General features: G+C 63.3%; 25 protein-coding genes. 20 read left to right on the forward strand and 5 right to left on the reverse strand.

Annotated features, from left to right (window positions below):
- Position 1 precedes the first annotated feature (1 nt).
- Positions 2-190 (forward strand): DUF2065 domain-containing protein, encoded by a 189-nt coding sequence (locus tag AC1D10_RS19615; RefSeq protein ID WP_477274702.1) that lies wholly within the window; start codon positions 2-4, stop codon positions 188-190.
- Between the two features lie 233 nt (positions 191-423).
- Positions 424-1,941 (forward strand): DegQ family serine endoprotease, encoded by a 1,518-nt coding sequence (locus AC1D10_RS19620; RefSeq protein ID WP_477274704.1) that lies wholly within the window; start codon positions 424-426, stop codon positions 1,939-1,941.
- Between the two features lie 47 nt (positions 1,942-1,988).
- On the opposite strand, the gene AC1D10_RS19625 is transcribed toward AC1D10_RS19620, so the two are convergent.
- The gene (locus tag AC1D10_RS19625; RefSeq protein ID WP_477274706.1) at positions 1,989-2,561 is read right to left on the reverse strand and encodes a GNAT family N-acetyltransferase; all 573 of its coding nucleotides are present in this window, start codon (positions 2,559-2,561) and stop codon (positions 1,989-1,991) included.
- Positions 2,558-3,445: a phosphoserine phosphatase SerB gene (gene serB / locus AC1D10_RS19630; RefSeq protein WP_477274708.1), complete on the reverse strand. Its 888-nt coding sequence runs from the start codon at positions 3,443-3,445 to the stop codon at positions 2,558-2,560. The genes AC1D10_RS19625 and serB overlap by 4 nt, the downstream gene beginning before the upstream one ends.
- Here serB and miaA point away from each other — a divergent pair.
- Both miaA and AC1D10_RS19640 read left to right on the forward strand, forming a co-directional pair.
- A complete protein-coding gene (gene miaA / locus AC1D10_RS19635; RefSeq protein ID WP_477274710.1) occupies positions 3,435-4,403 on the forward strand; it encodes a tRNA (adenosine(37)-N6)-dimethylallyltransferase MiaA in 969 nt (322 codons plus the stop codon). The genes serB and miaA overlap by 11 nt on opposite strands.
- Positions 4,404-4,532: 129 nt before the next feature.
- A complete protein-coding gene (locus AC1D10_RS19640) occupies positions 4,533-5,324 on the forward strand; it encodes a GGDEF domain-containing protein (protein WP_379021989.1) in 792 nt (263 codons plus the stop codon).
- Between the two features lie 195 nt (positions 5,325-5,519).
- Here AC1D10_RS19640 and AC1D10_RS19645 read toward each other — a convergent pair whose 3' ends face one another.
- Complete coding sequence (locus AC1D10_RS19645; RefSeq protein ID WP_477274713.1) at positions 5,520-7,355, reverse strand: ATP-binding protein; 1,836 nt, start codon at positions 7,353-7,355, stop codon at positions 5,520-5,522.
- Positions 7,356-7,510: 155 nt separating this feature from the next.
- Here AC1D10_RS19645 and AC1D10_RS19650 point away from each other — a divergent pair, with 155 nt between their 5' ends.
- Genes AC1D10_RS19650 through AC1D10_RS19660 form a run of 3 tightly spaced genes read left to right on the forward strand, consistent with a single transcriptional unit; the run spans position 7,511 to position 8,955 of the window.
- Complete coding sequence (locus AC1D10_RS19650; RefSeq protein ID WP_477274715.1) at positions 7,511-8,074, forward strand: helix-turn-helix domain-containing protein; 564 nt, start codon at positions 7,511-7,513, stop codon at positions 8,072-8,074.
- Positions 8,075-8,078: 4 nt separating this feature from the next.
- The gene (locus AC1D10_RS19655) at positions 8,079-8,387 is read left to right on the forward strand and encodes a hypothetical protein (protein WP_477274717.1); all 309 of its coding nucleotides are present in this window, start codon (positions 8,079-8,081) and stop codon (positions 8,385-8,387) included.
- Between the two features lie 40 nt (positions 8,388-8,427).
- Positions 8,428-8,955, forward strand: coding sequence for a GNAT family N-acetyltransferase (locus AC1D10_RS19660; protein ID WP_477274719.1), 528 nt, complete (start codon positions 8,428-8,430; stop codon positions 8,953-8,955).
- Between the two features lie 4 nt (positions 8,956-8,959).
- On the opposite strand, the gene AC1D10_RS19665 is transcribed toward AC1D10_RS19660, so the two are convergent.
- Positions 8,960-9,847, reverse strand: coding sequence for a LysR family transcriptional regulator (locus AC1D10_RS19665; protein WP_477274721.1), 888 nt, complete (start codon positions 9,845-9,847; stop codon positions 8,960-8,962).
- A 118-nt stretch (positions 9,848-9,965) separates the two neighbouring features.
- Here AC1D10_RS19665 and tmpA point away from each other — a divergent pair, with 118 nt between their 5' ends.
- Genes tmpA through AC1D10_RS19680 form a run of 3 tightly spaced genes read left to right on the forward strand, consistent with a single transcriptional unit; the run spans position 9,966 to position 12,088 of the window.
- Positions 9,966-11,117 (forward strand): 2-trimethylaminoethylphosphonate dioxygenase, encoded by a 1,152-nt coding sequence (tmpA, locus tag AC1D10_RS19670; RefSeq protein WP_477274723.1) that lies wholly within the window; start codon positions 9,966-9,968, stop codon positions 11,115-11,117.
- On the forward strand, positions 11,114-11,698 hold the full coding sequence (gene tmpB / locus AC1D10_RS19675) for a (R)-1-hydroxy-2-trimethylaminoethylphosphonate oxygenase (protein ID WP_477274725.1): 585 nt from the start codon (positions 11,114-11,116) through the stop codon (positions 11,696-11,698). The genes tmpA and tmpB overlap by 4 nt, the downstream gene beginning before the upstream one ends.
- A gap of 27 nt (positions 11,699-11,725) precedes the next feature.
- Complete coding sequence (locus tag AC1D10_RS19680; protein ID WP_477274727.1) at positions 11,726-12,088, forward strand: hypothetical protein; 363 nt, start codon at positions 11,726-11,728, stop codon at positions 12,086-12,088.
- A 54-nt stretch (positions 12,089-12,142) separates the two neighbouring features.
- Here AC1D10_RS19680 and AC1D10_RS19685 read toward each other — a convergent pair whose 3' ends face one another.
- Positions 12,143-13,945 carry an NAD(P)/FAD-dependent oxidoreductase gene (locus AC1D10_RS19685; protein ID WP_477274729.1) on the reverse strand — a complete coding sequence of 601 codons (1,803 nt, stop codon included), beginning with the start codon at positions 13,943-13,945 and terminating at the stop codon, positions 12,143-12,145.
- A 387-nt stretch (positions 13,946-14,332) separates the two neighbouring features.
- On the opposite strand from AC1D10_RS19685, the gene AC1D10_RS19690 reads away from it, so the two are divergent.
- The 10 genes from AC1D10_RS19690 (at position 14,333) to AC1D10_RS19735 (ending at position 26,620) form a co-directional block, all read left to right on the forward strand.
- Positions 14,333-15,484: a DUF6600 domain-containing protein gene (locus AC1D10_RS19690; RefSeq protein ID WP_477274731.1), complete on the forward strand. Its 1,152-nt coding sequence runs from the start codon at positions 14,333-14,335 to the stop codon at positions 15,482-15,484.
- A gap of 255 nt (positions 15,485-15,739) precedes the next feature.
- Complete coding sequence (locus tag AC1D10_RS19695; RefSeq protein WP_477274733.1) at positions 15,740-17,521, forward strand: acetolactate synthase 3 large subunit; 1,782 nt, start codon at positions 15,740-15,742, stop codon at positions 17,519-17,521.
- Between the two features lie 84 nt (positions 17,522-17,605).
- Positions 17,606-18,178 carry an acetolactate synthase small subunit gene (gene ilvN / locus AC1D10_RS19700; protein WP_379096145.1) on the forward strand — a complete coding sequence of 191 codons (573 nt, stop codon included), beginning with the start codon at positions 17,606-17,608 and terminating at the stop codon, positions 18,176-18,178.
- 241 nt (positions 18,179-18,419) lie between these two features.
- Positions 18,420-19,016 (forward strand): LysE family translocator, encoded by a 597-nt coding sequence (locus AC1D10_RS19705; RefSeq protein ID WP_477274735.1) that lies wholly within the window; start codon positions 18,420-18,422, stop codon positions 19,014-19,016.
- 204 nt (positions 19,017-19,220) lie between these two features.
- Complete coding sequence (locus AC1D10_RS19710; protein ID WP_477274737.1) at positions 19,221-20,480, forward strand: efflux RND transporter periplasmic adaptor subunit; 1,260 nt, start codon at positions 19,221-19,223, stop codon at positions 20,478-20,480.
- Positions 20,477-23,638, forward strand: a complete 3,162-nt coding sequence (locus AC1D10_RS19715; RefSeq protein ID WP_477274739.1) for an efflux RND transporter permease subunit — start codon at positions 20,477-20,479, stop codon at positions 23,636-23,638. The genes AC1D10_RS19710 and AC1D10_RS19715 overlap by 4 nt, the downstream gene beginning before the upstream one ends.
- A gap of 74 nt (positions 23,639-23,712) precedes the next feature.
- Entirely contained in the window at positions 23,713-24,318 is a 606-nt protein-coding gene (gene nthA / locus AC1D10_RS19720; RefSeq protein WP_477274741.1) for a nitrile hydratase subunit alpha, read from the forward strand.
- A complete protein-coding gene (gene nthB, locus AC1D10_RS19725) occupies positions 24,315-24,974 on the forward strand; it encodes a nitrile hydratase subunit beta (RefSeq protein ID WP_477274743.1) in 660 nt (219 codons plus the stop codon). Before nthA ends, nthB begins: the two co-directional genes overlap by 4 nt.
- Positions 24,961-25,347, forward strand: a complete 387-nt coding sequence (locus AC1D10_RS19730) for a nitrile hydratase accessory protein (protein WP_477274745.1) — start codon at positions 24,961-24,963, stop codon at positions 25,345-25,347. Before nthB ends, AC1D10_RS19730 begins: the two co-directional genes overlap by 14 nt.
- A gap of 145 nt (positions 25,348-25,492) precedes the next feature.
- Positions 25,493-26,620, forward strand: a complete 1,128-nt coding sequence (locus AC1D10_RS19735) for an ATP-dependent DNA helicase (RefSeq protein ID WP_477274747.1) — start codon at positions 25,493-25,495, stop codon at positions 26,618-26,620.
- Positions 26,621-26,647: the final 27 nt, after the last annotated feature.

Below are 26,647 nucleotides of genomic sequence, written 5' to 3' on the forward strand. Positions count from 1 at the left end.
GGTGCGGGATTTTCTCGCCGCCATGGGCCTCGTCCTTGTGATAGAAGGTCTGGTCTATGGCGGTTTTCCCGGCCTTGCCAGGAAGCTTGCCACCGAAGTTCTGTCGTTGCCCGAGAACGCGTTGCGGATCGCAGGGCTGGCGGCAATTGCCATCGGCGTCGGCATCGTCTGGCTGGTGCGAAGCTGGTGAGGGCGGCGCGCTTCGGTTTTCGGGATGCGAGCTTCGATCCCGGGATACGAGCTTCGATCTATGGGATACGAGCTTCGATCCAAGGCATACGAACTTCGATCCAAGGGATAACGGATGATTTATCCTCTGCCGTTAGTCATAGCCGCAAACGTGCCGTATTTTTTGCCAACATGGCGCGACGCGGCGTTTTCGTCGAAGCGCTTTTCTTTTCAAGAATACCGGGAGGCTTCTCGATGACATCCAACACCCTTTTGCGCGCGGCACGGCGGACGTTCATCGCCGGCGCGGCAGCACTTCTTGTCAGCGCCGCCGCTGTCCCATCCTTCGTGACGCCGACATTTGCCGCCGACGGACCCGCTTCGGTCGCCGATCTGGCGCAAGGCCTGCTTGGCGCGGTGGTCAATATCTCGACCTCGCAGACGGTGAAGGGTACCGAAGGTCCGGGCGCGGTGCCGATGCCGCAGTTGCCGGAGGGCTCGCCCTTCCAGGATTTCTTCGACGATTTCTTCAAGAACCGTGGTGGCGACAAGGACAATGGCGGGCAGAAGGTGCAGTCGCTGGGCTCCGGCTTCGTCATCGACGCGGAGCAAGGCATCGTCGTCACCAACAACCACGTCATCGCCGACGCTGACGACATCGAGGTCAATTTCTCGGATGGCATCACGCTGAAGGCGACGCTGGTCGGCACCGACACCAAGACCGATGTCGCGGTGCTCAAGGTCGACCCGAAAGGCCACAAGCTGACGGCGGTGAAGTTCGGCGATTCCACCAAGATGCGCGTCGGTGACTGGGTCATGGCGATCGGCAATCCGTTCGGCCTCGGCGGCACGGTGACGGTCGGTATCGTCTCGGCCCGCAACCGCGACATCAATTCCGGTCCCTATGACGACTTCATTCAGACCGATGCCGCGATCAACCGCGGCAATTCCGGCGGGCCGCTGTTCAACAGCGCGGGTGAAGTCATAGGCATCAACACCGCGATCATTTCGCCGTCCGGCGGTTCGATCGGTATCGGCTTCTCCATCCCCTCGCAGCTCGCCTCCGGCGTCGTCGACCAGTTGCGCCAGTTCGGCGAGACGCGGCGCGGCTGGCTCGGCGTGCGCATCCAACCGGTGACCGACGATATCGCCGAGAGCCTCGGCATGGCGACCGCCAAGGGCGCGCTGGTTGCCGGCGTCATCAAGGGCGGCCCCGTCGACAACGGCACCATCCAGGCCGGTGACGTCATCATCAAGTTCGACGGCAAGGACATCCATGAAATGCGCGACCTGCCGCGCGTGGTCGCCGAAAGTCCGGTCGGCAAGGCCGTCGACGTGCTGATCGTGCGCAAGGGCGTCGAGCAGACCGTGAAGGTGACGCTCGGCCGGCTCGAGGATGGCGAAAAGCTCGCCAGCGGCGAGGACGGCAGCAACACCGACCAGGACAAGGGCGACAAGGCTCCTGCGGTTTCGACGGCCTCGGTGCTTGGCATGACCGTCGGCGAACTGAACGACGAGACGCGCAAGAAGTTCAGCATCGCGGCCGATGTTTCGGGTGTCGTCATCACCGACGTCACCAAGGATTCGGCCGCCGCCGAGCGCGGCATCCAACCGGGCGAGGTGATCACCGAGATTGCGCAGGAATCGGTCGCAACGCCCAAGGACGTCATGGACCGGATCGGTGCTCTGAAGGAACAGGGGCGCAAGAACGCGCTCTTGATGCTGGCGTCGAAGACCGGTGAACTGCGGTTTGTGACGATCCGGATGGACTGAAGTCCAGAACAGCTTGTAGTCCCTGAATTTGGCAAGAAGAAAGGCGGCTATCGAGCCGCCTTTTTTCTTGCCTGCCAGTCCTGGCGCGACAGTTTGTAGAGGACATGCCGCTTGAGATGGGGGTGGCTGTCCGGGACGTCGGGATGGTCGAAATCGCCGGCCGGGTCCGCGCTCATGCCGAGGCGTTTCATGACGGCGGTAGAGCGATGGTTGTCGTAGACCGCGAAAGACACGATTTCGTCCAGGCCAAGCGTTTCGAAACCGTAGGCCAGCCAGGCCTCGGCCGCCTCGGTGACGTAGCCCTTGCCCCAGAATTCCGGGGCAAGACGCCAGCCGATCTCGATCGTGCCGGCAGATAGGACGTCAATATCTTCTGTTCCGGTTATCCCGACAAAGCCGATGCACTCTCCCGTGGCCGCGATTTCGGCTGCGGCGAAGCCATAGCCGTCCTCCTCGAGCCATGCGCGGACCTCTTCCATCCTGGCATCCGCGGCGGCACGGTCGCGGCGGAACGGAAAGAACTCCATCACCTGTTCGTCGGAGTTGATCCTGTGGAACAGTTCGCGGTCGCGATCCTCCCAGTTGCGCAGGATCAGGCGCTCGGTACGCATTGGTTTCATTGCACAAACTCTTCCTGGCTGTAGCCCTGCACATAGAGCAATGCGGTCAGGTCGCCATGGTCGATGCGAACCTTTGCCTGTGCCGCCACCGTCGGCTTGGCATGGAGGGCGACACCGGTGCCGGCCAGCCGGATCATGTCGAGATCATTGGCGCCATCGCCGACCGCAATGGCGTCGGCGGGCGTCAGGCCGAGCCGCGAGGAAATCTCGAGCAGCGCATCGGCCTTGGCGGCGCGGCCGAGGATCGGCTCGCCGACCAGCCCGGTGAAGCGGCCGTCCTGTTCAAGCAGGCGATTGGCGCGGTTCTCCTGGAAGCCAAGCATGGCCGCGATGCGCGTCGTGAACACTTCGAAGCCGCCGGACACGAGTGCTGTCCAGGCGCCATTGGCGCGCATGGTCCGCACCAGCGCGCGGCCACCCGAGGCCAGCGTCAGGCGATTGGCGACGATGCGGTCGACCACCGCGGCGTCGAGGCCCTTCAGCAACGCCACCCGCTCGCGCAAGGCTGGTTCGAAAGCGATCTCGCCATTCATAGATCGCGCGGTGATGGCGGCAACCCGATCCTTGACTCCGATCTCGTCGGCCAGTTCGTCGATGCATTCCTGGTCGATCATGGTCGAATCCATGTCGGCGATGAGGATCTTCTTGCGCCTGGTTTCCGCCTGCTGGACGATCACGTCGACCGCCTCGGTGGCGAGTGCTGCGCGCAAGGCGGCACTCGTATCGGCGGCGTTGGCCTCCCGGGGCAAGGCAAGATCGCAGGCAATCCCGTCGGCAAGCCAGACAACAGCGCTTGCGCCGACCAACCGTGACGCCATATTCGCAAGCGACAGCGACAAAGCGCGGTCGGCGGGACGGGAAACAAGCGTGGCGATGAGCGGCATCGAAGATTCCGGCGGACGGGCGGGCGAGGGCCGCGTGAAGAACGCGATCCTGATAGCCGGACCGACCGCCAGCGGCAAGTCGGCGTTGGCGCTCGATCTGGCCGAGCGCAGGGGTGGCGTCATCGTCAACACCGATTCCATGCAGGGCTATTCCGTGCTCGACGTGCTGACCGCCCGGCCGGGAGCGGCCGACCTCGCCCGCGCGCCGCATTTTCTCTATGGCCATGTCCACCCGGCCACAGCCTATTCCACCGGCGCCTGGCTACGCGACGTGATGAAGCTGATCGACGACGGGACGCTCCGCGGGCGACCTGACAGCACGTTCTTCGAACGGCCTGTAATTTTTGTCGGTGGCACCGGGCTTTATTTCCGTGCGCTTGCTGAGGGTATTTCGGAAATGCCCGACATTCCGCAGCGAATCCGTGACCGCTGGCGCTATGAGTTGAAGGAGCAGGGCGCCGTCAAGCTGCACGGCCTGCTGCTGCGCGAGGATTCCGCGTCAGCCATGATGCTCAAGCCGACCGACAGCCAGCGCATCGTGCGGGCACTGGAAGTGCTCGACGCGTCGGGCCGTTCGATCCGGGACTGGCAGGCGGAGCGCGGCCAGCCGCTCGTCGACAGGCAGAGCGCGCATTTCTTCGTGATCGAGCCGGACCGGGCGGCGCTGGTCGACCGCATCGAAAAACGCTTCGACCAAATGCTGGACAAGGGGGCGCTGGACGAGGTCAGGCGGCTATCGGCGCTTGGCCTCGATCCCGACCTGCCTGCGATGAAAGCGATCGGCGTTCGCGAACTGAAGGCGGCGATGGCAGGCGAGATTGGCTTTCCCGAGGCGATCGAGCGCGCCAAGATCGCAACCAGACAATATGCCAAGCGGCAGTCGACCTGGTTCAGGCATCAATTGGGGCCGGAATGGCTCAGATTGCGCCCCGGTGATGATCTGGAAACCACGATCTGATCGCTTGTTTCCGCTGCAACCTGAAAAGTTGACTTGCAAGGAAAGGTTCGCGTTGCGGTTGTCCGGATTAACCCTCCGTAAGCCCGCCCGTGCCATAAGGTCAGTGGGCACTTTTCCAACGGGGAGCAGATGCGTTTCCACAAGGCGGAATCAGCATTTTTCGTCTTTATCTTCGTGATCCTGGCCGCCGGCCTGGTGACGCTGCATGCGTACGGGCTTCTGCAATCCTTCGCCACCGAGCTGCATACGGCTTCGGGCATGGACAAGGTCATCTATCTCAACAAGCTGCTGTTCGCGACCGGCGTGCTTTTGGCCACGGCGCTGTTCTTCGGCATCTTCTTCATCTATCCGTTGATCCGCAAACAGGCGACGGAGGAAGGCAAGCTGCGCGCCATGACGGTTTCGCTCAGCGCCCGCTCGGAGACACTCGAGCATGCGGCCCTGACCGACGGCCTGACCGGCATGCAGAACCGGCGCTATTTCGACGATGCGCTGAAGGAGTATCTCGAGGAGTTCCGGCGCATCGAAAAGCCCGTCGGGCTGATGATCCTCGATCTCGACCATTTCAAGCAGGTCAATGACACCCATGGCCATGATGTCGGCGACGAGGTGCTCAAGGCCGTCGCGAATTGCCTCAAGGACATGACACGCTATCACGACGTGGTGGCGCGATTGGGCGGCGAGGAGTTCGCCGTGGTCACGCCCAACATGGACGCCGAACTGCTGGGCAAGTTCGCCGAGCGCATCCGCAAGGCGATTGCCAACATGTCGGTGCTATCAGGCAATGTCCGCCTCAAGATCACCACCAGCGTCGGTTTGGCGGTCTGGGACCGAAAGGAAACCGCGGAGGAGTTCTATCGCCGGGCCGACCGCCAGCTCTATGAGGCGAAGAGGCAAGGCCGCAACCGCGTCTGCGCCTGAAATCCCGACGAAGAATTCATGAGGCAGGCCGCTTGACGCGGCTTTCTCGACTTCCGGTGCTTCTCGAAAGCCACGTCATTCAGCTCGGCCTGATGAATTCCCTTTCGGGATTTACCCAGCGCGCGAACGAGCAGACGCCTTGGACGCTTGACGCGGCTTCCCAATCTGTCGGCAGAAGGACGTAACGCTGCAGGTTTAGTCGTTTTGCGGGCGCAGGCCGAAGGTCGCGGGCTTGAGGCCGTAGCGCATGTCGAAATCGTCATCCGATTGCACGCGGGTGGCGGCCGGCGGCTTGCGGTAGTCGGGATCGCCGGCCTGGCGGCCGGAATCGACGACTTCGGCGAAGGCCATCGCCTGCGGTGTCGGCTTCGGCACGTTGCGCAGCCGCTCGACGATCGCCACCAGATCGATATCGTCGCCTGACTTCGATGATGCGGCCTCTTCGCGCTTGGCCGTGCCGGGGAGCAATTCCGAGGACAGTTTTTCGAACTTCAGCCGCATGGTCGTCGCCACGCCTTCGCCAAAGGCAATGGCTTCGCGCTGGCCCATGGACGACAGGAAGGCCAGCGTCGAGGCAGAGGAGTCGGCAATCGCCGAGCGGATGATCGCCTGGTCCTGCTCATTGGCAAGCCGCATGGCGAAGAAGGTCGAGCATTGCGACAGGATGGTTGGGTCGAGCTCACCCGGGCGCTGGGTGACGACGCCGAGATAGCAGCCATATTTGCGGCCTTCCTTGGCGATGCGCGACAGCGCGTGCCTGGTCGGCGCGAAGCCGAGACGCGGATCGGCCGGCATATAGCGGTGCGCTTCTTCGCACAAAAACAGAAGCTGCAGCTTGCCCTCGCTCCACAAAGCAAGGTCGAAGGCCAGGCGCGCCAGCACCGAACAGACGGAATTGACTACTTCGGACGGCATGCCGGCCATCTCGAAGCAGGTCACCGGGCGGCCATGATGCGGCACGCGGAAGAGGTTGCCGATCGTCTCGTGGATGGTGTCCTCGATCAGGCGCGAGTTGAACATGAAGCGGTAGCGCGGATCGGCAGCGGCCGATTCAACGCGCGTCTTCAGGGATTTCAGCGTCGGGCGATCGGTCTTGCTTTCGAGCATGCCCATACGCTCGTCGATCTGCTTGATAAGGTCGGCAATGCGGTAAGGCACAGGCGTATCGGCGGTCAGCGCGTCGCTGCCGCGCCTGATGTAGCTGCCCGAATTCGGATTGCGGTAAAGGTTCTTGGCTGCGGGGATGAGGTCGCGCAAGGCGTCGATCTCTTCCGGCACGGTCTCGCGGCCGCGGAATAGCACCTCGGCGAATTCCTCCAGCCTGAACATCCAGAACGGAAGGTCGAGCGTCTTGGAATCGACCCTGACGCAATATTCGGGCAGCGACGCGGCGAACTCGTTGTGCGGATCGAGGATCAGGATGCGCAGGTCGGGCCGCGCCGCGATCGACTTGCGCAGCAGCAGCGAGACGGCGGTGGATTTGCCGACGCCGGTGGTACCGACAATGGCGAAGTGACGCGCCAGCGTGTCGTCGATGGCGATGTTGGCGGCGATCGTCTCATCCTGCGAGAGTGTGCCGATGGTGATCGAATGACGCCCGGCAAGATCATAGACCGCCTGCAGGTCACGGGTGCGGATGCGATGGGCGATGGCGCCGATATGCGGATAGGTGGTGATGCCGCGATCGAAGATCGGCTTGGCGCCCGGCTCTGCTCCGTCGCGGACTTCGCCGATCAGCTCGATGCTGACCTCGATCGGGTTCTGGCCTTCATTGCTCCAGGCGCGGTCCGACTTGCCGATCCCATAGACCAGGCCGACGGTTCGCGTGGATCCGAGATTGATGGAAATCATCTTGCCGACCGTCCACAGGCCGGTCACCGCGCCGTCAACATCGTCCGCATAGGCGCTGATGGTGGCGCGCGCGCCATCGCATTGCACGACATTGCCCAGAATGCGCCTGTCGTTCTGCTCTGCGGTGCGACGCTCCTGCGATGTTGGTTCTCCAACGGAGGCTTCGCGTTCGACATACATGGACAGGCCAATCCCCATTTCCCCTGGAGCATCGATCCTACAGGAATGGGGTTAAGGCGGGGTGAGGTCGGATGGTGTAGAGACGATTAAGGTGCTCGTGAAAATTGTCGCGAGACGGCTCTTCTCCCACGCCGATATTTCGCTATACTGGACGTATGGATGATATAGCGAACGATATTTCCTCGACCATCGGCAGAAGAATCCATGCCGAGAGGATCATGCGGGACTGGTCGCTGGCCGAGCTTGCGGAGCGGTCGGCTGTGTCGAAGGCGATGCTCAGCACGATCGAACGCGGCAAGACCAGCCCGACGGCGGCGCTTCTGGTGCGCATCGCCGCGGCCTTCGGCCTGACGCTGTCGACGCTCATCGCGCGCGCCGAATTGCAAGGCGGCGGGCTGCTGCGCCAAGCCGATCAACCGGTGTGGCGCGATCCCGATACCGGCTATGTCAGGCGGCATCTGTCGCCCGCCTCGGACATGCCGCTGGAACTGATCAGGGTCCAGTTGCCGGCGGGCGCCAGGGTCAGTTTTCCCGCCGCTTCCTACGCTTTCATCAAGCAGCAGATATGGCTGATTTCGGGGCGGCTGGACTTCAGGGAGGGCGACGTGGTGCACAGGCTCGAGCCGGGCGACTGCCTGGCGCTCGGCGCACCATCGGACTGCACCTTTCACGCCCCGGAAGCGGGCGCCGACTATCTCGTCGCGCTGGTCAGGGGTTGAACTGATGGCCAGACGACCAAAGCGCTCCCACAATGGGGGGCCGCCTCTCGATGAGTACAAGGGGCCGCCATGGGGCAAGGGCGATCCCTACATCTTCCTTGCCTGGCAGGCCGCTCATGCCAAGGCGTGGGAGGCGCCAAGCCGCGAGGTCATGCTGCTGCGCATGGACAAGGCCGAAAGGCTGGGCCTGACCTATGAGGAGTATACGCTCGAGATTCTGGAGCGCGGGCGGCATCTCAGGGAAGAGGACACCGAACGCATCGGCGCCATCAAGGCGGCACGAAAGCGTCGCCGCGTGCGCCATCTGGACTGACGGCAGCGCCGTGCTATCGCAATCACAGGACATCGTGCACATGAACTCGATCGAGATCGGATCCCTGAGCCCGGCAGCTGAGACGCCGGACATGCTGGCCGAACTCCTGGTCGCAACGGTAGCGGCCGGAGGATCGGTCAGCTTCATGCATCCGCTAGCACCGGAAGCAGCCAGGGCGTTCTGGGAGAAATCGCTGGCTGCGGCGGCAAGAGGGGAAAGGGCGGTGCTTGGTGCCTGGGACGGCAAGGTTCTGATCGGCACCGTGAGCTTGCTGCTCGACTGCCCGCCCAACCAGCCGCACCGGGCCGAGATCGCCAAGCTGATGACACGCGTCGATTATCGGGGCAGGGGCGTGGGAACGCGCCTGATGCGGGCGGCCGAGAACCTCGCCGTGCAGCAGGGTCGCACGCTTCTGGTTCTGGATACCGCCACCGAAGAGGGCGCTTCCGGCCTCTACGAGAAGCTTGGTTTCACGCTGGCGGGCGAGATACCGGACTATGCCTTGAAACCGCATGGCGGGCTGACCGGCACGCTCATCTACTGGAAGCGTATCGGGTCAATCCTGTAACCAGTCACGCCGGCGCGGAACCGGAGAGACGCGACAGCAGCCACTGGCGGAAATCCTGCTCGGCGCTGGTCAGCCGCGCGGTCGAGGCCCTCGTCAGAAAATGGCCCGAACTGCTGGAAAGTTCGAAGTCGGAAAGCTTGACCAGCGTGCTGGCGTCGAGCGCCGCATCGACCAAAGGCCGTGAGCCCAGCAGCACGCCGGCGCCGGCGCTCGCCGCTTCCATCGCGGCGACGAAACTGTCGAAGCGATGCGATCGCCTGGGGTGGCCAGCCAAGCCTGAGGCGGCGAACCATTCCGCCCACATCTCGCGCGCGCCGGCGACCAGAAGCAGCGGCAGGGAGGTCCAGTCGGCGCCGCTCGCCAGGCCGGGGGCCGCCACAGGAACGAGCCGCTCGGTGGTCAGCCTGTCGGCTTCGCGGCCGGGAAAGGATCCGTTGCCGAAGCGGATGTCGAGCACCGAGCCCGGCAGGTCGTAGTCGGTTGGGCGATGGATCGTCACCAAATCGAGCTGGATGCGTGGCAGCGCCTTGGCCAGATCGGGCAGAGCCGGGACCAGCATCAGCAGAGCAAAGGAGATCGGCGCTCGAACGGTCACGGTCTGGACGGCGCGCGGCTCGAACAGTTCCGCGGTGCTGTTGCCGATGGTGGCAAAGGCCGACTGGATGTGAGGCAGGTAGGCAGCACCTTCCGGCGCCAGCGCGACACCGCGCGCCAGCCTGGAGAACAGGCGCGTCTTCAGCCGTTCCTCAAGTAACCGGATGTGCTGGCTGACGGCCGCCTGGGTCAGGCCGAGTTCAGCCGCTGCGGCGGTGAAATTCGATAGCCGCGCCGCGGCCTCGAAGCTGCGCAGCCAGTCAAGCGGCGGCAAGGGTGGGGGGATCGTTCGAGGCATCAGAAATTTATGGTCATTGGCCAAAAAATGATAATTGGAATTATGCCTTTCGAGCGGTCAACATGCAATCGACACCTGCGGATCGGACCGCAGGCGCAGCGGACAGGAACGGATATCCATGCTCACCCACGCGCTGATCGGCGACGAAGGCAGAACAATCGAACTTGGGTGGAAGGACGGGACGCGCACCCGCTTTCACGCCATGTGGCTGCGCGACAACGCGCTGGACGACAAGACGCGCAGCGCCGGCAACGGCCAGCGGCTGATCACCATCCTCGACATTCCCGTCGAGACGAAGATTGGTGCGGCGTCGATCAAGGGCGATGCCCTTGAGGTCAGCTTCGTGCCGGAAGGAAAGACGGTGAGCTTTCCCTCGATATGGCTGAGCGCCAATGCCTATGATCGCAATGCGCCGCGCCAAGCAGGATGGACAGGCGAGGACACCGTGCGATGGACAAAGGCCACGATGCAGAATTCGGTACCGCGCGCCGGGTACTCAGCAGCCAGCCGCGACCGCGCTGTGTTGCGGCAATGGCTGTCGGCGGTGAAAGCCTATGGCTTCGCAGTGATGGACGATCTGCCGGCCGAATCCGGGGCGCTCTGCAAAGTGTCCGATCTGTTCGGCTACATCAGGGAAACCAACTACGGACGCTGGTTCGAAGTGCGCGCCGAGGTCAATCCCAGCAATCTCGCCTACACCAATCTCGGCCTCCAGGCGCACACCGACAATCCGTATCGCGATCCGGTGCCGACGCTGCAGATCCTGTCCTGTATCGAAAATACGGTGGAGGGTGGCGAGTCCAGTGTCGTCGACGGGTTTGCCGTCGCGGCGGCGCTGCAGGCCGAGAACGCCGAAGGCTTCCGGCTGTTGAGCTCATGCCCGGCTCGTTTCGAATATGCCGGTTCGTCGGGCGTGCGGCTGCAGGCGAAGCGGCCGATGATCGAGCTCGGGCCCGATGGCGAGCTGATCTGCATCCGCTTCAACAACCGCTCGCTGGCGCCGACTGTCGATGTGCCGTTCGCCGACATGGAGGCGTACTACGCCGCCTATCGCCGGTTTGCCGAACTGATCGAGGATCCATCCTTCGAAGTGACCTTCAAGCTCGAAGCGGGGCAAGCGTTCATCGTCGACAACACGCGGGTCATGCATGCGCGCAAGGCGTTTTCCGGCACCGGCAAGCGCTGGCTGCAGGGCTGCTACGCCGACAAGGACGGTCTGTTGTCGACGCTCGCCGCGATCGAACACGGCTTCAAGGAGGCTGCGGAATGAGCGGCCAGGATTTGAGCGCGGACACCATCGTCGAGTTCATCGCCGACATTTTCGAGCGCCGGGGGGCGGAATCCTATCTCGGCGAACCCGTCACCATGTCGGAGCACATGCTGCAGGGCGCGTGGTTCGCGGAGCAGGACGGCGCGCCGGACGAGCTGGTGGCGGCGGCCCTGCTGCACGACATCGGCCATTACACCAGCGAGTTCGGTACCTATTCGCCCGAGGATGTCGAGGACAAGCATCATGACGAAGCCGGCGGCGAGGTGCTGGCACCGTTCTTTCCGCCTGTCATCGTCGAATGCGTCAGGCTGCATGTCTCGGCCAAGCGCTATCTCTGCGCCACCGACCCAACCTATTTCGGCAAGCTTTCGCAGGCTTCGGTGCATACGCTGTCGCTGCAAGGCGGGCCGATGAGCGCCGATGAGGTAGCCGAGTTTCGCAAGAATCCCTTCCATGAAGAAGCGGTCCGGGTCCGCATCTGGGATGAGAGCGGCAAGATTGCCAACATGAAGACGCGGACGTTTCGCGAGTATGTGCCGCTGCTGCAGCGGGTCGTTCGCGACTTTCGCGATCGCGCCTGACCGCAACTCACCGGGGACCTGACAGCCATGTGTTTCCGCTTCGACGGCGAGAGTGCGGTGGTCGCACACCGGCCGGATGACTGCCGCGAGCGCCTGCCTGCCGCCAGCGCTCGCGCCTCGTCACCGATCGCTTCCGGCGGCGAGCCCGGCCAGCTCTCCGCTTCCCGTTCGTTCGAACCCGCCGATGCCGAGCACGCTCTGTGTCTTGCTGCTACCTGGGTGTTGCGGCGCAAGGCGCTCGGCAAGATCGAACGTTTGCTGACGATTGAACTCGATCCGCAAAACCGCGCGGTGCAGGTGCGCGGCTTCGGCAACCGTCTCGACTCGTTGGAAGAGCGCAAGATCATCGAGCGTTGGGCCAAGGCGAGGGGCGTGCGGCTCATGGCCTGAGACGGAAGACCCCGCGCGGCGGAAACGCCGCGCGGGGTGCACAAGGGCCGCGGACTATGCCTTGTGATGGACCTGCTGCAGCCCATAGACCGGCGTCGGCAGGCCCGCCTGTCTGGCCTTCAGTTGCAGCGACAGGAACTGCGAATAGTGGCGCGACTGGTGCAGATTGCCGCCATGGAACCACAACGCTTCCTGCTGCGTCGGCTTCCACATGTTGCGCAATTCACCCTCCCATGGACCAGGATCCTTGGTGGTGTTCGATCCGAGGCCCCAGCATTTTCCAACCTTGTCGGCGACATCCCTGGAGATCAGGTCTGCCGCCCAGCCATTCATCGAGCCGTAGCCGGTAGCATAGACGATGACGTCGGCGGGCAGCTCGGTGCCGTCGCTGAGCAGCACCGAATGCTCCTTGATCTCGGCCACGTCGACACCGCTTTTCAGCTTGATCGAACCATCAATGATCAGGTCGGAAGCGCCGACGTCGATGTAGTAGCCCGAACCGCGCCGCAGATACTTCATGAACAGGCCGGAATCGTCATCGCCCCAGTCGAGCATGAAGCCGGCCTTCTCGAGACCCGTGTAGAATTTTGCATCGCGCTTCTTCATCTCTGCGTAAGCAGGGATCTGGAATTCGTGCAGAATCTTGTAGGGCAGGGAGGCAAAGACGAGATCGGCCTTGGCCGTGGTCATGCCGTTCTGCACCGCCTGCTCCGAATAGAGCGCGCCAAGGCCGATTTCCATCAACGTGTCGGACTTGACGATATGCGTGGTCGAGCGTTGCACCATGGTGACATCGGCGCCTGCTTCCCAAAGTGCCGCGGCTATGTCGTGGGCGGAATTGTTTGAGCCCACGACAACGGCTTTCTTGCCGGCATAGGCATCGGGACCGGGATGCTTCGAGGAGTGATGCTGATCGCCCTTGAAGTTTTCCATGCCTTTGAATTTCGGCATATTGGCCTTGCCGGATTGTCCCGTGGCCAGCACCAGTTGCTTCGGCTTCAGCGTGATGTCCTTGCCGTCGCGGTGGACGATGACGGTCCATTCCTTCGTCTTGTCGTCATAGGAAGCGCTCTTGGCCTCTGTCGAGGACCAGTAATTCAGCTCCATCACCTTGGTGTACATTTCCAGCCAGTCGCCGATCTTGTCCTTGGGCGAGAAGACCGGCCAGTTCTTCGGGAAATCGATATAGGGAAGATGGTCGTACCAGACCGGGTCGTGCAGGCAGAGCGACTTGTAGCGCTTGCGCCAGCTGTCGCCGGCCCGCTCGTTCTTCTCGATGATGATCGTGGGCACGCCGAGCTGCCGCAGCCGCGCGCCGAGCGCGATGCCGCCCTGACCGCCTCCGATGATGACCGTATAGGGTTGCGTCTTGAAACCAAGTTCGGCGGCTTCCCTCTCGCGCTCCTCCTTCCATGTCGGGCGGTTCTTGCCCGAGCCATGCTTGGCACCCATCGGCCGCGCGAAGCCCGCCGGCTCCTCGTGGCCCTTCAGCTCGGCCATGGTGGTCAGCAGCGTCCAGATCTTGCCGTCCTTCAACCTGACATGGCCGAAGCCGCGAGCCACCTCGGTCTCGAAGCTGATCCACCCGTCGATCAGCCCACCGCTCTCGGTCGCATCCTCACCCTTGGCGATGGCAAAATGGGATGGCCTGGTCTTCGACAACTGGCTTTTCAGCATGTCGCGGACCTGGTCGCGACCTTCCATGGTCTTGATGTTCCAGGTGAAGGTGACGAGGTCGCGCCAGTAGCAATCCTCCTGAAAGCAATCGACCGCTTTCTCGATGTCATGGGCGGCCAGGGCGGCGCCGAATTGGTCGAGCAGGTCGGACAGTTTCTTGTTTGGGGCCTTGTCGAGCATCAGCTTTCCTCCCGTGAAATCCAGATCGTCATTGTGGCTCCGCCCGACGCGCCGGCCGGACGATGAAGTATCGACAGAGATGACAGACTTCGTCACGCCCCACCATAGTTTCCAGTGGTTTCAATGGTTTGTCTGGAATTAAGGTCATCAGGCCGGGGCAATGCCGCGCCGGTCGCGCAAACGTGATGGTCATATGCCGCAATGCGGTCACCGCGGCTGAGGACAACCGATCGGAGAAGCCGGAAGCGAAAGCGGGCAACAGGGCGGTTCCCGGGATTTTCTGGATGCGGAACTGTGGAGCCCGTTATGCAAGCGTCTTCATTCCTCTCTATCGGCCGGCGCTCACGTGTCGCCGCAATGGCTCTGGTCATGGCCTTAAGCGCGGTCTTGACTAGCCCGCTGGTGTTGCCGGGAATCCAGTCCGCGCGTGCGGCGGAGATTTCCGTAACCATCCGCGAAAGGCTTTCAAGCTATGGCGGATGGCGCACCTCAAGCCGCTTCGGCGAGGTCTGGGTTCCGATGGTCCGTGCCGAGTGGCGGCCCTACACCGACGGCCGATGGGTCTGGACCGACGACGGCTGGTACTGGGAATCCGCCGAACCGTTCGGCGATGTCGTCTACCACTACGGTCGCTGGGCCTATGATCCCGATTTCGGCTGGGTGTGGATCGCCGGCGACCAATGGGCGCCGGCCTGGGTGGTCTGGCGCCAGGGTGGCGACGATGTCGGCTGGGCCCCGGCGCCGCCCGATGTCGACGTGGCCTTCGACGACGCATGGTGGTGTTTCGTGCCGGTGGCGGCGATCGGTGCGGTCGATCTGGTCAGAGTGGTGCGGCCTGCCACTGAGAATGTCGTGATCGTGCGCAACACGACGATCATCAACCAGACCGTCGTGGTCAACAACGCGCCACATGTGCGGCTCGGCAACCAGGTCGTCGCGATCAATGCCGGACCCAGGCTGCAACAATTCCCGAAGCCCGTCATAGCCTCGATCAAGGCGGCAAAATTGGCTCCGCCCCGCAAAGGGGTGATCGCAAGTGCGCGGCTCGATACGTCGAGAGGCGCGGAGATCAAGAAGCTGGCGGGCAATGGAGCGCCTGCCGCGACGGCCGCCAACGCGAGCGGGCCGACCGTCTCGGGTCATGGGCCGAAGACAATGACCGGCAACAAGGCGATTTCCCAGGGTGCTGCGACAGCGGGCAATCCCGCCGTCGCGACGCCGGGCGTCCGCAAGCGGATGGTCGCCAGCAATGGCTCGAAAGTCGATGTGCTCAAGGCCCATGCCAACAAGACAGCAGGCAATGGGCGGCGTGTCGTGGTGAAGTCGTCGCCCAACTCGGCTCCACTCAAGGCGGTTTCTGGCCAGCGTCTCGCACGCGGGGCGGGGCCGCAAAAGCCGCACCAGCAGGCGCTGGCAATGCGCATGTCCCAGCACCATGGTCCGGCGAAAGTGTCACCTCACCACCCGCCGGCAACGATGCAGGCCAAGAAGGCGGCGAAATGCGATCCGCGCGTTTCCCGCTGCAAGGCGCCGGGCTGACCACCACATGCGCCGGCACGCTCCGCGTGCCGGCGCGATTTTTCCCGTTGACAGGCTGCCTTTCCCGCCCTTAGTGTCCGCCACCATGAAAACGGCACTCATTCTCGTAGGAAAGCGCGTGGGCAAGGCGGTGTAACCGCCGGGCGAAAACCCCCCATGCGCACACACAGGCTCCCTCGGGGGCCTTTTTTATTGCCTGAAACACGACTAAACGACCAGCAATCGCCAGATGGCGGACAGTACGGGACCAGACCGATGAGCAACGGACAAAGTGAACGGCGCGAAATGACGGGCGCCGAAATGGTGGTGCAGGCGCTGAAGGACAATGGCGTCAAGCATGTCTTCGGCTATCCGGGCGGCGCGGTTCTCCCAATCTACGATGAGATTTTCCAGCAGGATGAGGTCGAGCACATTCTGGTGCGCCACGAGCAGGGCGCCGGCCATGCGGCGGAAGGCTATGCGCGCTCGACCGGCAAGGCCGGTGTCATGCTGGTGACCTCCGGTCCCGGCGCCACCAACGCGGTGACGCCGCTGCAGGACGCGCTGATGGATTCGATCCCGCTGGTCTGCCTGACCGGACAGGTGCCGACCTCGCTGATCGGTTCCGACGCTTTTCAGGAGTGCGACACGGTCGGCATCACGCGCCCCTGCACCAAGCACAACTGGCTGGTGAAGGACGTCAACGAGCTCGCAGCGACCATCCACGAGGCCTTTCATGTCGCCACCACGGGCCGCCCCGGTCCGGTCGTGGTCGACATTCCGAAGGACGTGCAGTTCGCCAGGGGTTTTTACGTGTCGCCGCAGATCGCGCCGCGCACCAGCTATCAGCCCAAGGTCCAGGGCGACCTGGAGAAGATCAAGGCGGCGGTCGAACTGATGGCTGGCGCCAAGAAGCCGATCATCTATTCGGGCGGTGGCGTCATCAATTCCGGCTCGGAAGCGAGCCATCTGCTGCGCGAACTGGTCGATCTCACCGGCTTCCCGATCACCTCGACGCTGATGGGGCTCGGCGCCTATCCGGCATCGGGCAAGAACTGGATGGGCATGCTGGGCATGCACGGCACCTACGAAGCCAATATGGCGATGCATGATTGCGACGTCATGATCTGCATCGGCGCCCGTTTCGACGACCGCATCACCGGGCGGCTGACCGCGTTTTCGCCGAATTCGAAGAAGATCCACATCGACATCGATCCGTCGTCGATCAACAAGAACGTTCACACCGAGGTGCCGATCATTGGCGATGTCGGCCGGGTGCTGGAGGATATGGTGCGGCTGTGGCGGGCGACCGCCAAGACCGACAAGAAGGCGCTCTATCCATGGTGGGAGCAGATCGCCAAATGGCGTGCGCGCGACTCGCTCGCCTACAAGATGAACAACGACGTGATCATGCCGCAATACGCCATCCAGCGGCTCTACGAACTGACCAAGAACATGGACACCTACATCACCACCGAGGTCGGCCAGCACCAGATGTGGGCGGCCCAGCACTATCATTTCGAAAAGCCGAACCGCTGGATGACGTCTGGCGGGCTGGGCACGATGGGCTACGGCCTGCCGGCGGCACTCGGCGTCCAGATCGCGCATCCCGACGCGCTGGTCATCGACATCGCCGGCGACGCCTCGGTGCAGATGACGATGCAGGAGATGAGCGCTGCCGTGCAGCACGACGCGCCGATCAAGATATTCATCCTCAACAACCAGTATATGGGCATGGTGCGCCAGTGGCAGCAGCTGCTGCATGGCAACCGGCTGTCGCATTCCTACACCGAGGCTATGCCGGACTTCGTCAAGCTGGCCGATGCCTATGGCGGCCACGGCATACGCTGCGAGAAGCCGCACGAGCTGGACGACGCGATCAAGGAGATGATCGCGGTCAAGAAGCCGGTGCTGTTCGATTGCCGCGTGGCGACGCTGGCAAACTGCTTCCCGATGATCCCGTCGGGCAAGGCGCATAACGAGATGCTGCTGCCCGACGAGGCGACTGACGAGGCGGTGGCGAACGCCATCGACGCCAAGGGCAGGGAACTGGTGTAGTCAGCCTAGCCAAGGCAGGGCTGTCGCAAGAAGCCGTGCGTATACAGAGAGTTAGATCAAGAGTTTGAAATCGAGATTCATGTCATGAACGCACAGCTACAACCGACCGGCTCCGCCTACTTCATCGCCAAGGAAACGGAAAAGCCCGAGAACCACACGCTTTCCGTGCTGGTCGACAACGAGCCGGGCGTGCTTGCCCGGGTCATCGGGCTGTTCTCCGGGCGCGGCTACAACATCGAGAGCCTGACCGTCTCCGAGACCGAGCACGAGAAGCATTTGTCGCGCATCACCATCGTGACGCGCGGCACGCCGCATGTGCTGGAGCAGATCAAGCATCAGCTCGAGCGTATCGTGCCGGTTCACCGCGTGGTCGACCTGACCGTGCGCTCGCATGAGTTCGGCCAGGAGCGGCCGCTGGAGCGGGAACTGGCGCTGGTCAAGGTTGCCGGCACCGGCGAGGCCCGCGTCGAGGCGCTGCGGCTGGCGGACGCTTTCCGCGCCAGCGTCATCGACGCCAACACCGAGCATTTCATCTTCGAGATCACCGGCAAGGGCACCAAGATAGACCAGTTCATCGCCATCATGAAGCCGCTCGGCCTGGTCGAAATCTGCCGCACCGGTGTGGCGGCACTGAACCGCGGCCCGCAGGGGATGTAGGGCTGCTTTAGTCGTCAGATTTTGTCGGCTGGACCTCGCCGCCTGCGCGGCCAGCGGGAGACCATGCTTGTCGCGAACAACCGGTTGTCGGTGCAGTCCCACGGCAGATGATCGCGTCTCAGCTTCCGGCGGGTTGAAGTCATGATCAAGGTGCGGCCGGCGCCGCTGGGTGGACCAACGGATCGTTGTTGCGCCAGATGCTTTGGTTATCTAAGGCAGTATTGCTGACTTTGTGGTCCCGATGTCCCTTGACGCGTTCCTTGCCCTGCTCGTCTACGCCCTCGTGACGTCGATCACGCCCGGGCCGAACAATCTCATGCTTCTGGCATCGGGGGTGAATTTCGGCATCGTCAGGACGGTCCCGCACATGCTGGGCATCAGCATTGGGTTCCTGGTGCTGCTGGTCGCGGTGGGCCTTGGCCTTGGCGCCGTGCTGACGGCGTTTCCGATGCTGCATACCGCGCTCAAGGTCGCCGGCGGCGCCTATCTGCTCTATCTCGCCTGGAAGATCGCCATGTCGCGCACCCTGACCGGCAAGGGCGAGACGAAAGCGCGGCCAATGCGCTTCATCGATGCGGCGGCGTTCCAATGGGTCAACCCCAAGGCATGGGTGATGGCGATCACCGCCATGGCCGTCTACACCAATCCGGAGCGTCCGTTCCTGTCGGTGGTGTTGATCTCGATAGCCTTCACCGTCGTCAATTTGCCGAGCGTCTCGGTGTGGGCGGGTTTCGGCACCGCGCTGCGCGGTTTTCTGTCGGACCCGGTGCGGTTGAAATGGTTCAACATCGCCATGGGCGTGCTGCTGGCGGCGACGCTTTGGCCGATGCTGCGTTAGGCCACTCGCCGTCCGGTTCGGAGTGACGGCCGTGTTGCACAGCCATTGTGCAGTGCACATTAAATCTTCGTAATGCCGTGTTTTGGCCCTTTTCCGACAAAGGCGTGTCCTATCTATTCGGCGAAACCACGGCAATGGGCCGTGATTTGCGCTTGAATATGACCATCGGACCACGGCGTGTCGGATGGAGAGGGCCTTTTGACAATGCGTGGAAAAGTCGTTCTTTCGTTGCTTGCCGTCGCCTGCCTCGGCGGGGCGGCCTGGCTCTATCTTTCGCCAGACGCGTTGGGCAAGGTTCAGCAGCTCATCAGCCAAAAGCAGGCTGCCGCGGCAGACCAACCGGCCTCGGCTTCCGACAAAAAGGGCGCCAATGCGGCGCGCTCGGCATCCATCCTCTCGGCCGTCGCTTCGACGGCAGATTTTCCGATCCGGCGCTATGCGATCGGTTTCGTCTCCTCGCCGGCCGTCGTCAGCATCAATGCGCGGGTATCCAGTCAGATCGTATCGATCGACGTCAAGGACGGGCAGATGGTGAAGACCGGCGACGTTCTGTTTTCGCTGGACGACCGCGCGTTGAAGGCGCAACTGGCCAAGGATCAGGCGACGCTGGCCAAGGACCAGGCGATGCTCGCCAGTTCGGCGGCAGATCTTGCTCGCGCCAAGGATCTTGTCGCCAAGCAGGCCGGCACGCAGCAAACCTATGACCAGGCAGTGGCCGCGCAGAAGGCCGCGGCGGCGACCGTCGATGCAGACAAGGCGACGATCGACGCAGACAATGTCCAGCTCGGCTTTGCCACGATCACGGCGCCGATTTCCGGCAGGCTGGGCGCCGTCAGCGTCGCCGTTGGTGATCTCGTCACCGTCAGCAATGGCAACAGCAGCACCGCGACGCCACTTGTCACCATCACCCAGATGGACCCGCTGCAGGTGAACTTCAATCTGCCGGAAAGCAATCTGGCGCTGTTGCACAAGGCGCTTGTCAATCCGCAGCAAGGGGCGGTCACGCTGACCAAGGACGGCGACCCGACGCCGATCGGCAAGGGTACGCTCGATTTCGTCGATTCCAGTGTCGATACCGCATCAGGCACGATCGCCACGCGGGCAAGCATTCCGAATGCCGATCTTTCGCTTTGGCCGGGCCAGTATGTGAACGTCATCCTGGACGCCGGCATCATGCCGCAGATGACCTCCGTTCCCACCGTCGCGGTCCAGCCGAGCCAGAAGGGCCCGTTCGTCTACGTGGTCAAGCCGGACAATACCGTCGAGATGCGGCCGGTGGAGGTGGCGCTGACCGAAGGTGAGAGCAGCGCCATCAGCCAAGGGCTGAAAAGCGGTGAGAAGGTCGTCACCGAAGGTCAGACGCGGCTGAAGAACGGTGCTGCCGTGCATGAGGGCAAGGCCACGGCGAGTGCTGCCGCGCCCAAGGTCGCCGAGGCGACCAACGCCGGCGAGGCGGCCCAATGATCTCCGAATTCTGCATCCGCAGGCCCGTCGCCACCCTTCTTATGTCGTTCGCCCTCGTGCTGGGCGGACTGTTCGCCTACAAGTTCCTGCCGGTGGCAGCACTGCCGAGCGCCGAATTTCCGGTGGTCAACGTGTCGGCGCAGCTCGCCGGCGCCTCGCCGGAAACGATGGCGACCTCTGTGGCGACGCCGCTGATCAAGCAGTTCGCCACCATCGCCGGCATCGATTCGATCTCGACCACCAACTCGCTCGGCCAGACCTCGATCGCCATCCAGTTCGTGCTCAACCGCGACATCGACGCCGCGGCCGCGGACGTGCAGGCCGCGATTGCGCGCACCCAGAAATCGCTGCCGCCGCAGATGACGGCGCCGCCGAGCTATCGCAAGGTCAACCCGGCCGATGCGCCGATCCTTTTGATGTCGCTGGTCAGCGACACGGTTCCGCTGACCGATCTCGACGCCTTCGCCGAGAACGTGATCTCGCCATCGCTGTCGACGATCGACGGCGTCGCGCAGGTTTCAATCTACGGCCAACAGAAATACGCCGTACGCATCCAGATCGATCCGACCGCGCTTGCCGCGCGCGGCATCTCGATCGATCAGCTGCAGACGGCAGTTGCCTCGGCCAATAGCAACACGCCGCTCGGCGTGCTCCAGAACAACAAGCAGCAGCTCACCATCACCGCCAACACGCAGCTGATGAACGCCGCCGACTTCTCCAACATCATCATCGCCACCAAAGACGGTCACCCGGTACGGCTGGGCGAGGTGACCCGCGTCGTCGATTCGGTCGAAACGACGACGACGGCGAGTTGGTATGACGGCACCCGCGCCATCATCATGGCGGTGCAGCGCCAGCCCGACGCCAACACGGTCGACGTCGTCGACAAGGTCAAGGCGATGCTACCGTCCTTCCAGGACCAGATGCCGGCGGCCGCCTCGATCAAGCTGCTCAACGACCGTTCGAGCTCGATCCGGCAGGCCGTCGACGACGTTCAATTCACACTGCTGTTGACCATCGCGCTGGTGGTCATGGTGATCTTCGTCTTCCTGCGCCGGGTGACGGCGACCATCATCCCGGCCGTGGCGGTGCCGATCTCACTGATCGCCACGCTCGGCGCGATGTTCCTGTTCGGCTTTTCCATCGACAACATCTCGCTGATGGGACTGACGCTGGCCGTCGGCCTCGTCGTCGACGATGCCATCGTCATGCTGGAAAACATCTTCCGCCATATGGAGGAGGATGGGCTGTCGGCCTTCGATGCGTCGCTCAAGGGTGCGCGCGAAATCGGCTTCACCATCATCTCGATCTCGATCTCGCTGGTGGCGGTGTTCATCCCCGTGCTTTTGATGGGCGGCGTCATCGGACGCATCTTCAACGAGTTCGCCGTCGTGGTCACGGTCGCCATCCTGGCGTCGATGTTCGTCTCGCTGACGCTGACCCCGATGCTGTGCTCGCGTTTGCTGTCGGTCACGAAGGCCGATCGCGACAAGCATGGCCCTGGCCATAAGCAGGACCTCGTCACACGCGGCTATGACCGAATCTTGAGCTTCTGCCTGCGGCATACCTTCCTGGTGTTCCTCGTGTTTGTCGGCACCGCGGCAGCGTCGGTGTGGCTGATCGAGGTCTCGCCGAAGGGTTTCTTCCCGCAGGAGGATATCGGTCAGATATCGGTGACCACCATCGCGCGCCAGGACATCTCGTTCGATGCCATGGCCAAGCTGCAAGGGCAGGTGGCCAGCGTCTTCTCGCATTCGCCCTATGTCGACCATGTGGCTTGGTCGGCGGGCAGCGGCAACAATGCGCTCAACCAGGGGCAGCTCTTCGTCCAGCTCAAGGGCAAGGACCAGCGTCCCGATATCGAGAAGGTGCTTTCGGATCTGCGCAAGCAACTGGCTGGCGTGGCGGGCATCGAGACCTACATGCAGCCGGTGCAGAACCTGAGGCTGGGTTCGCGCTCGTCGGCCAGCGCCTACCAGCTCGTGGTTCAGGGCCTCGATACCGGCCTGACCGATACATGGGCGCAAAAACTGAATGACGCGATGGCGGCAGACCATGCGACCTTCACCGACGTCACCAGTGACCTGCAGAACAACGCCCTGCAGGCATCGCTGGTCATTGATCGCGACAAGGCCGCCCAGCTCGGCATCGACACCGACACGCTGCGCTCCGCCCTCTATGGCGGGTTCGGCACCGACCAGGTTTCGACAATCTTCGGTTCGGCCGACAGCTACGAAGTCATCACCGAACTCGATCCCAAGATCGAGTGGTCGCCCGAGCGGATGCTCGCCATCCAGATGAGGACGGCGAGCGGCAGTCTGGTCCCACTTGGTGCCTTCGCCCGGGTCGATCGCACGGCAGGCGCCCTGACCGTCAACCAGCTCGGCCAGCTTCCGGCCGTGACCATCTCCTACAACCTGCCGCAGGGCGTGGCGCTGGGTGACAGCGTAACGCGCATCGACGCGCTCAAAGAGCAGATCGGCATGCCGACGGCGATCTCGACCACCTTTGCCGGCACCGCCAAGACCTTCCAGGACTCACTGGCCAACCAGGGCCTGCTGGTCGGCGGCGCGATCCTGACGATCTATATCGTGCTCGGCATTCTGTACGAGAGCTTCATCCATCCGCTCACAATCCTCACCGGCTTGCCGTCGGCTGTGCTAGGGGCGGTTGTTGCCTTGCGCTTCGCCGGGATGGACCTATCGGTGATCGCTGTGATCGGCATCCTGATGCTGATCGGCATCGTCAAGAAGAACGGCATCATGATGGTCGATGTCGCGCTCGAACTGCGACGAGAGGGCATGTCGGCCACCGAATCGATCCACAAGGCCTGCCTGATGCGTTTCAGGCCGATCATGATGACAACGCTGGCGGCGCTGATGGGCACATTCCCGATCGCGCTCGGCACCGGCGCCAGCGCCGAACTGCGCCAGCCGCTGGGCGTTGCCGTTGTCGGTGGTCTGCTGGCCTCGCAGGCGCTGACCCTGTTCGTCACGCCGGTGATCTATGTCTACATGGAGAATTTCTCGGGCTGGCTGGTCGGGCTCATGCCGAAGCGCAAGCCCGAGTTGCACGTGGTCGAAACGGTGGACCAGCCGTCGCTGTTCGACGCCAGCGACGACATGCAGGGCGAGCCGCAAAAGGCGGCCGCCGAATAGAAGTCGAGGTCGCGATAGGTCTGGCCCAAGCCGTCGTGCTTGCGGCGGCATGATCGGGAACGTATTTTGCGGTCATGTCACACGATCATGACCACGACAACGACCTCGATCCGTTTGCCGCACGTGTCCGCGCGCTGGAAACCATCCTGACGCGCAAGGGGCTGATCGATCCGGCCGCGATCGATGTCATCGTCGACACCTACGAGACCAGGATCGGCCCACGCAACGGTGCCAGGGTGGTGGCCAAGGCCTGGGCCGATCCGGCATTTGCCGACTGGCTGAAACGCGACGCGACGGCGGCGATCGAATCGCTGAGCTACACCGGCCGTCAGGGCGAGCACATGCAGGCGGTGTTCAACACCGAGGACACGCACAACCTCGTCGTCTGCACGCTGTGCTCCTGCTATCCGTGGTCGGTGCTCGGCCTGCCTCCGGTGTGGTACAAGGCGCCTCCTTATCGTTCGCGCGCGGTCATCGATCCGCGCGGTGTGCTGGAGGAGTTCGGGCTGACGCTGCCGGCGACCAAGAAAATCCGCGTCTGGGATTCGACCGCGGAACTGCGCTATCTCGTGGTGCCGATGCGGCCCGACGGCACCGAGGGCTGGAGCGAGGAGCGGCTGGCCGATCTGGTGAGCCGCGACGCGATGATCGGCACCGGACTGGCGAGGCTGCCGGCATGAACGGGCCGCAGGACCTCGGCGGGCAGATGGGGTTCGGACCGGTCGCACCCGAAAAGGACGAGCCGTATTTCCATGCCGCTTGGGAAAGGCGGGCGCTCGGTGTGACGCTGTGCGCCGGCGCCATGGGTGCCTGGAACATCGATGAAAGCCGGCATGCGCGGGAATCGCTGCATCCCGCCGACTACTATGCCTCCAGCTACTATCAGATCTGGATCAAGGCGCTGGAAGTGCTGCTCAAGCGCCACGGGTTCGTCACCGAGCGCGATCTCAAGGCAGGTACGGCAGTCGATCCGGCAGCGGCACCCAAGCGGGTGCTGAAGGCCGAAAACGTGCCTGGTGTGCTGGCCAAGGGCGGTCCTTGCGACCGGCCGATGGCGCAACCGGCTCGGTTCAAGGCCGGCGATCCCGTGCGGACCAAAAATTTCAGCCCGACCGGACACACGCGGCTGCCGCGTTATGCACGTGGCAAGCATGGAACGATCGAGGCCGTGCGCGATGGGTTCGTGTTCCCCGACAGCAACGCACATGGCCGGGGCGAGAATCCGCAATGGGTCTACACCGTTGTTTTCGACGGGGCGGAAATCTGGGGCGAGGGCGCCGACCCGACGCTGAGCGTGTCGATCGATGCCTGGGAGAGCTATCTTGAGCCGGCGTGAGGCAAACGAACTCGCCGCCGATTTGCCACCGGGCGTCGATGCGCCGGTCTTTGCCGAGCCATGGCAGGCCGAAGCGTTCGCCATGACGGTGGCGCTGCATGGCAAGGGCCTGTTTTCGTGGAGCGAATGGGCGCAGGCGCTATCGACCGAGGTGAAGAAGCCAGGTGCCGCGGCTGACGGCCACGACTATTACGAACATTGGCTGGCGGCACTCGAAGGCCTGCTTGCCTCCAAAGGTCTGGCAGCCAAGGCCGATGTCGACGCGATGGCCGAAGCCTGGGAGCGCGCAGCACATGCTACCCCGCACGGCAAGCCGATCCTTCTGGAGAACGACCCCAGCCCGACCATAGGTCGTGGCGGCCCGACCGGATAGGTTGTGGTGGCGCGGTATCTGTTCCCTTTACGTTCTTGTTCGCGCCTGATAGCCTGATGCGTCGGCGGCACTGGCGCGCCATCGACCCGTCGATGGTGGTGGCAGCTATCTTGTCTTTCCCTTGCGAATCCGGTCTCTCGCGCTGATGGAATTCTCTCCCCAACAGGACGAGGCGCTGCAAGCGGTTGCCCGCTGGCTGAAGACCGGAAAGCCGCAGCTGTTCCGGCTGTTCGGTTATGCCGGCACCGGCAAGACGACGCTGGCGCGCTATTTCGCCGAACATGTCGAGGGCCAGGTGCAGTTCGCCGCCTTCACCGGCAAGGCGGCGCAAGTGCTGCGCTCCAAGGGCGCGGTCAATGCCCGCACCATCCATTCGCTGATCTATCGACCGAAGGGCGAGGAATCGGTATCGGACGAGGTCACCGGCAAGACCTCGATGTCGCCGACCTTTTCGCTCAACCGGCAGAGCCCGATCTCGCGGGCGAAACTGGTCGTCATCGACGAATGCTCGATGGTCGACGAGCAGCTTGGCCGCGACCTGATGAGCTTCGGCACGCCGATCCTGGTGCTCGGCGACCCCGGCCAGCTGCCGCCGATCTCGGGTGGCGGCTTCTTCACCGACCACGAGCCGGATTTCCTGCTCACTGAAATCCACAGGCAGGCGCGCGACAACCCGATCCTGCGGCTGGCGCTCGATGTGCGCGAGGGCCGCGAATTCATGCGCGGCGACTACGGCACGGCGCAGGTGATCGGCAAGGAAGACGTCACCCAGGATCTGGTGCTGAAGGCCGACCAGGTGCTGGTCGGCACCAACCGCACGCGCCGGCGCTACAATCAGCGGCTGCGCGAGCTCAAAGGCTTCAATGCCGACTATCCGCAGGCCGGCGACAAGCTGGTCTGCCTGCGCAACGATCCGGCCAAGGGCCTGCTCAACGGCTCGCTGTGGAAGGTGATGACCTCGTCGCGCGAGACAGTGAAGCCCGGCATCAATTTGCTGGTTTCTCCCGAAGAAGACGATCCAGATCGCGGCGTCGCCAAGATCAAGCTGCTCAAGGCGGCCTTCGAGGATCCGGATGCCGACATCCCCTGGCAGCAGAAGAAGCGCTTCGACGATTTCGACTATGGCTACGCGCTGACCGTGCACAAGGCACAGGGCTCGCAATGGAACGAGATCGTGCTTTTCGATGAAAGCTGGGCCTTCAAGGAAACCCGCCAGCGCTGGCTCTATACTGCGATCACGCGGGCGGCCGAGCGGCTGACGATCGTCAGGTAGCAAGCACTCGCGCGGAAATGTCGTGTT

The organism is Mesorhizobium sp. P2_A8 (genome assembly GCF_056404935.1).

What these genes read in the sequence shown, in the direction of transcription:
- AC1D10_RS19710 (WP_477274737.1), top strand. Translation starts at nt 19,221, where the DNA reads ATGCGTGGAAAAGTCGTTCTTTCGTTGCTTGCCGTCGCCTGCCTCGGC.
- AC1D10_RS19660 (WP_477274719.1), top strand. Translation starts at nt 8,428, where the DNA reads ATGAACTCGATCGAGATCGGATCCCTGAGCCCGGCAGCTGAGACGCCG.
- AC1D10_RS19680 (WP_477274727.1), top strand. Translation starts at nt 11,726, where the DNA reads ATGTGTTTCCGCTTCGACGGCGAGAGTGCGGTGGTCGCACACCGGCCG.
- AC1D10_RS19695 (WP_477274733.1), top strand. Translation starts at nt 15,740, where the DNA reads ATGAGCAACGGACAAAGTGAACGGCGCGAAATGACGGGCGCCGAAATG.
- AC1D10_RS19685 (WP_477274729.1), bottom strand. Translation starts at nt 13,945, where the DNA reads ATGCTCGACAAGGCCCCAAACAAGAAACTGTCCGACCTGCTCGACCAA.
- AC1D10_RS19650 (WP_477274715.1), top strand. Translation starts at nt 7,511, where the DNA reads ATGGATGATATAGCGAACGATATTTCCTCGACCATCGGCAGAAGAATC.
- AC1D10_RS19655 (WP_477274717.1), top strand. Translation starts at nt 8,079, where the DNA reads ATGGCCAGACGACCAAAGCGCTCCCACAATGGGGGGCCGCCTCTCGAT.
- AC1D10_RS19735 (WP_477274747.1), top strand. Translation starts at nt 25,493, where the DNA reads ATGGAATTCTCTCCCCAACAGGACGAGGCGCTGCAAGCGGTTGCCCGC.
- tmpA (WP_477274723.1), top strand. Translation starts at nt 9,966, where the DNA reads ATGCTCACCCACGCGCTGATCGGCGACGAAGGCAGAACAATCGAACTT.
- ilvN (WP_379096145.1), top strand. Translation starts at nt 17,606, where the DNA reads ATGAACGCACAGCTACAACCGACCGGCTCCGCCTACTTCATCGCCAAG.
- AC1D10_RS19625 (WP_477274706.1), bottom strand. Translation starts at nt 2,561, where the DNA reads ATGAAACCAATGCGTACCGAGCGCCTGATCCTGCGCAACTGGGAGGAT.
- nthB (WP_477274743.1), top strand. Translation starts at nt 24,315, where the DNA reads ATGAACGGGCCGCAGGACCTCGGCGGGCAGATGGGGTTCGGACCGGTC.
- AC1D10_RS19715 (WP_477274739.1), top strand. Translation starts at nt 20,477, where the DNA reads ATGATCTCCGAATTCTGCATCCGCAGGCCCGTCGCCACCCTTCTTATG.
- tmpB (WP_477274725.1), top strand. Translation starts at nt 11,114, where the DNA reads ATGAGCGGCCAGGATTTGAGCGCGGACACCATCGTCGAGTTCATCGCC.
- nthA (WP_477274741.1), top strand. Translation starts at nt 23,713, where the DNA reads ATGTCACACGATCATGACCACGACAACGACCTCGATCCGTTTGCCGCA.
- AC1D10_RS19640 (WP_379021989.1), top strand. Translation starts at nt 4,533, where the DNA reads ATGCGTTTCCACAAGGCGGAATCAGCATTTTTCGTCTTTATCTTCGTG.
- AC1D10_RS19620 (WP_477274704.1), top strand. Translation starts at nt 424, where the DNA reads ATGACATCCAACACCCTTTTGCGCGCGGCACGGCGGACGTTCATCGCC.
- miaA (WP_477274710.1), top strand. Translation starts at nt 3,435, where the DNA reads ATGAGCGGCATCGAAGATTCCGGCGGACGGGCGGGCGAGGGCCGCGTG.
- AC1D10_RS19645 (WP_477274713.1), bottom strand. Translation starts at nt 7,355, where the DNA reads ATGTATGTCGAACGCGAAGCCTCCGTTGGAGAACCAACATCGCAGGAG.
- serB (WP_477274708.1), bottom strand. Translation starts at nt 3,445, where the DNA reads ATGCCGCTCATCGCCACGCTTGTTTCCCGTCCCGCCGACCGCGCTTTG.
- AC1D10_RS19665 (WP_477274721.1), bottom strand. Translation starts at nt 9,847, where the DNA reads ATGCCTCGAACGATCCCCCCACCCTTGCCGCCGCTTGACTGGCTGCGC.
- AC1D10_RS19705 (WP_477274735.1), top strand. Translation starts at nt 18,420, where the DNA reads ATGTCCCTTGACGCGTTCCTTGCCCTGCTCGTCTACGCCCTCGTGACG.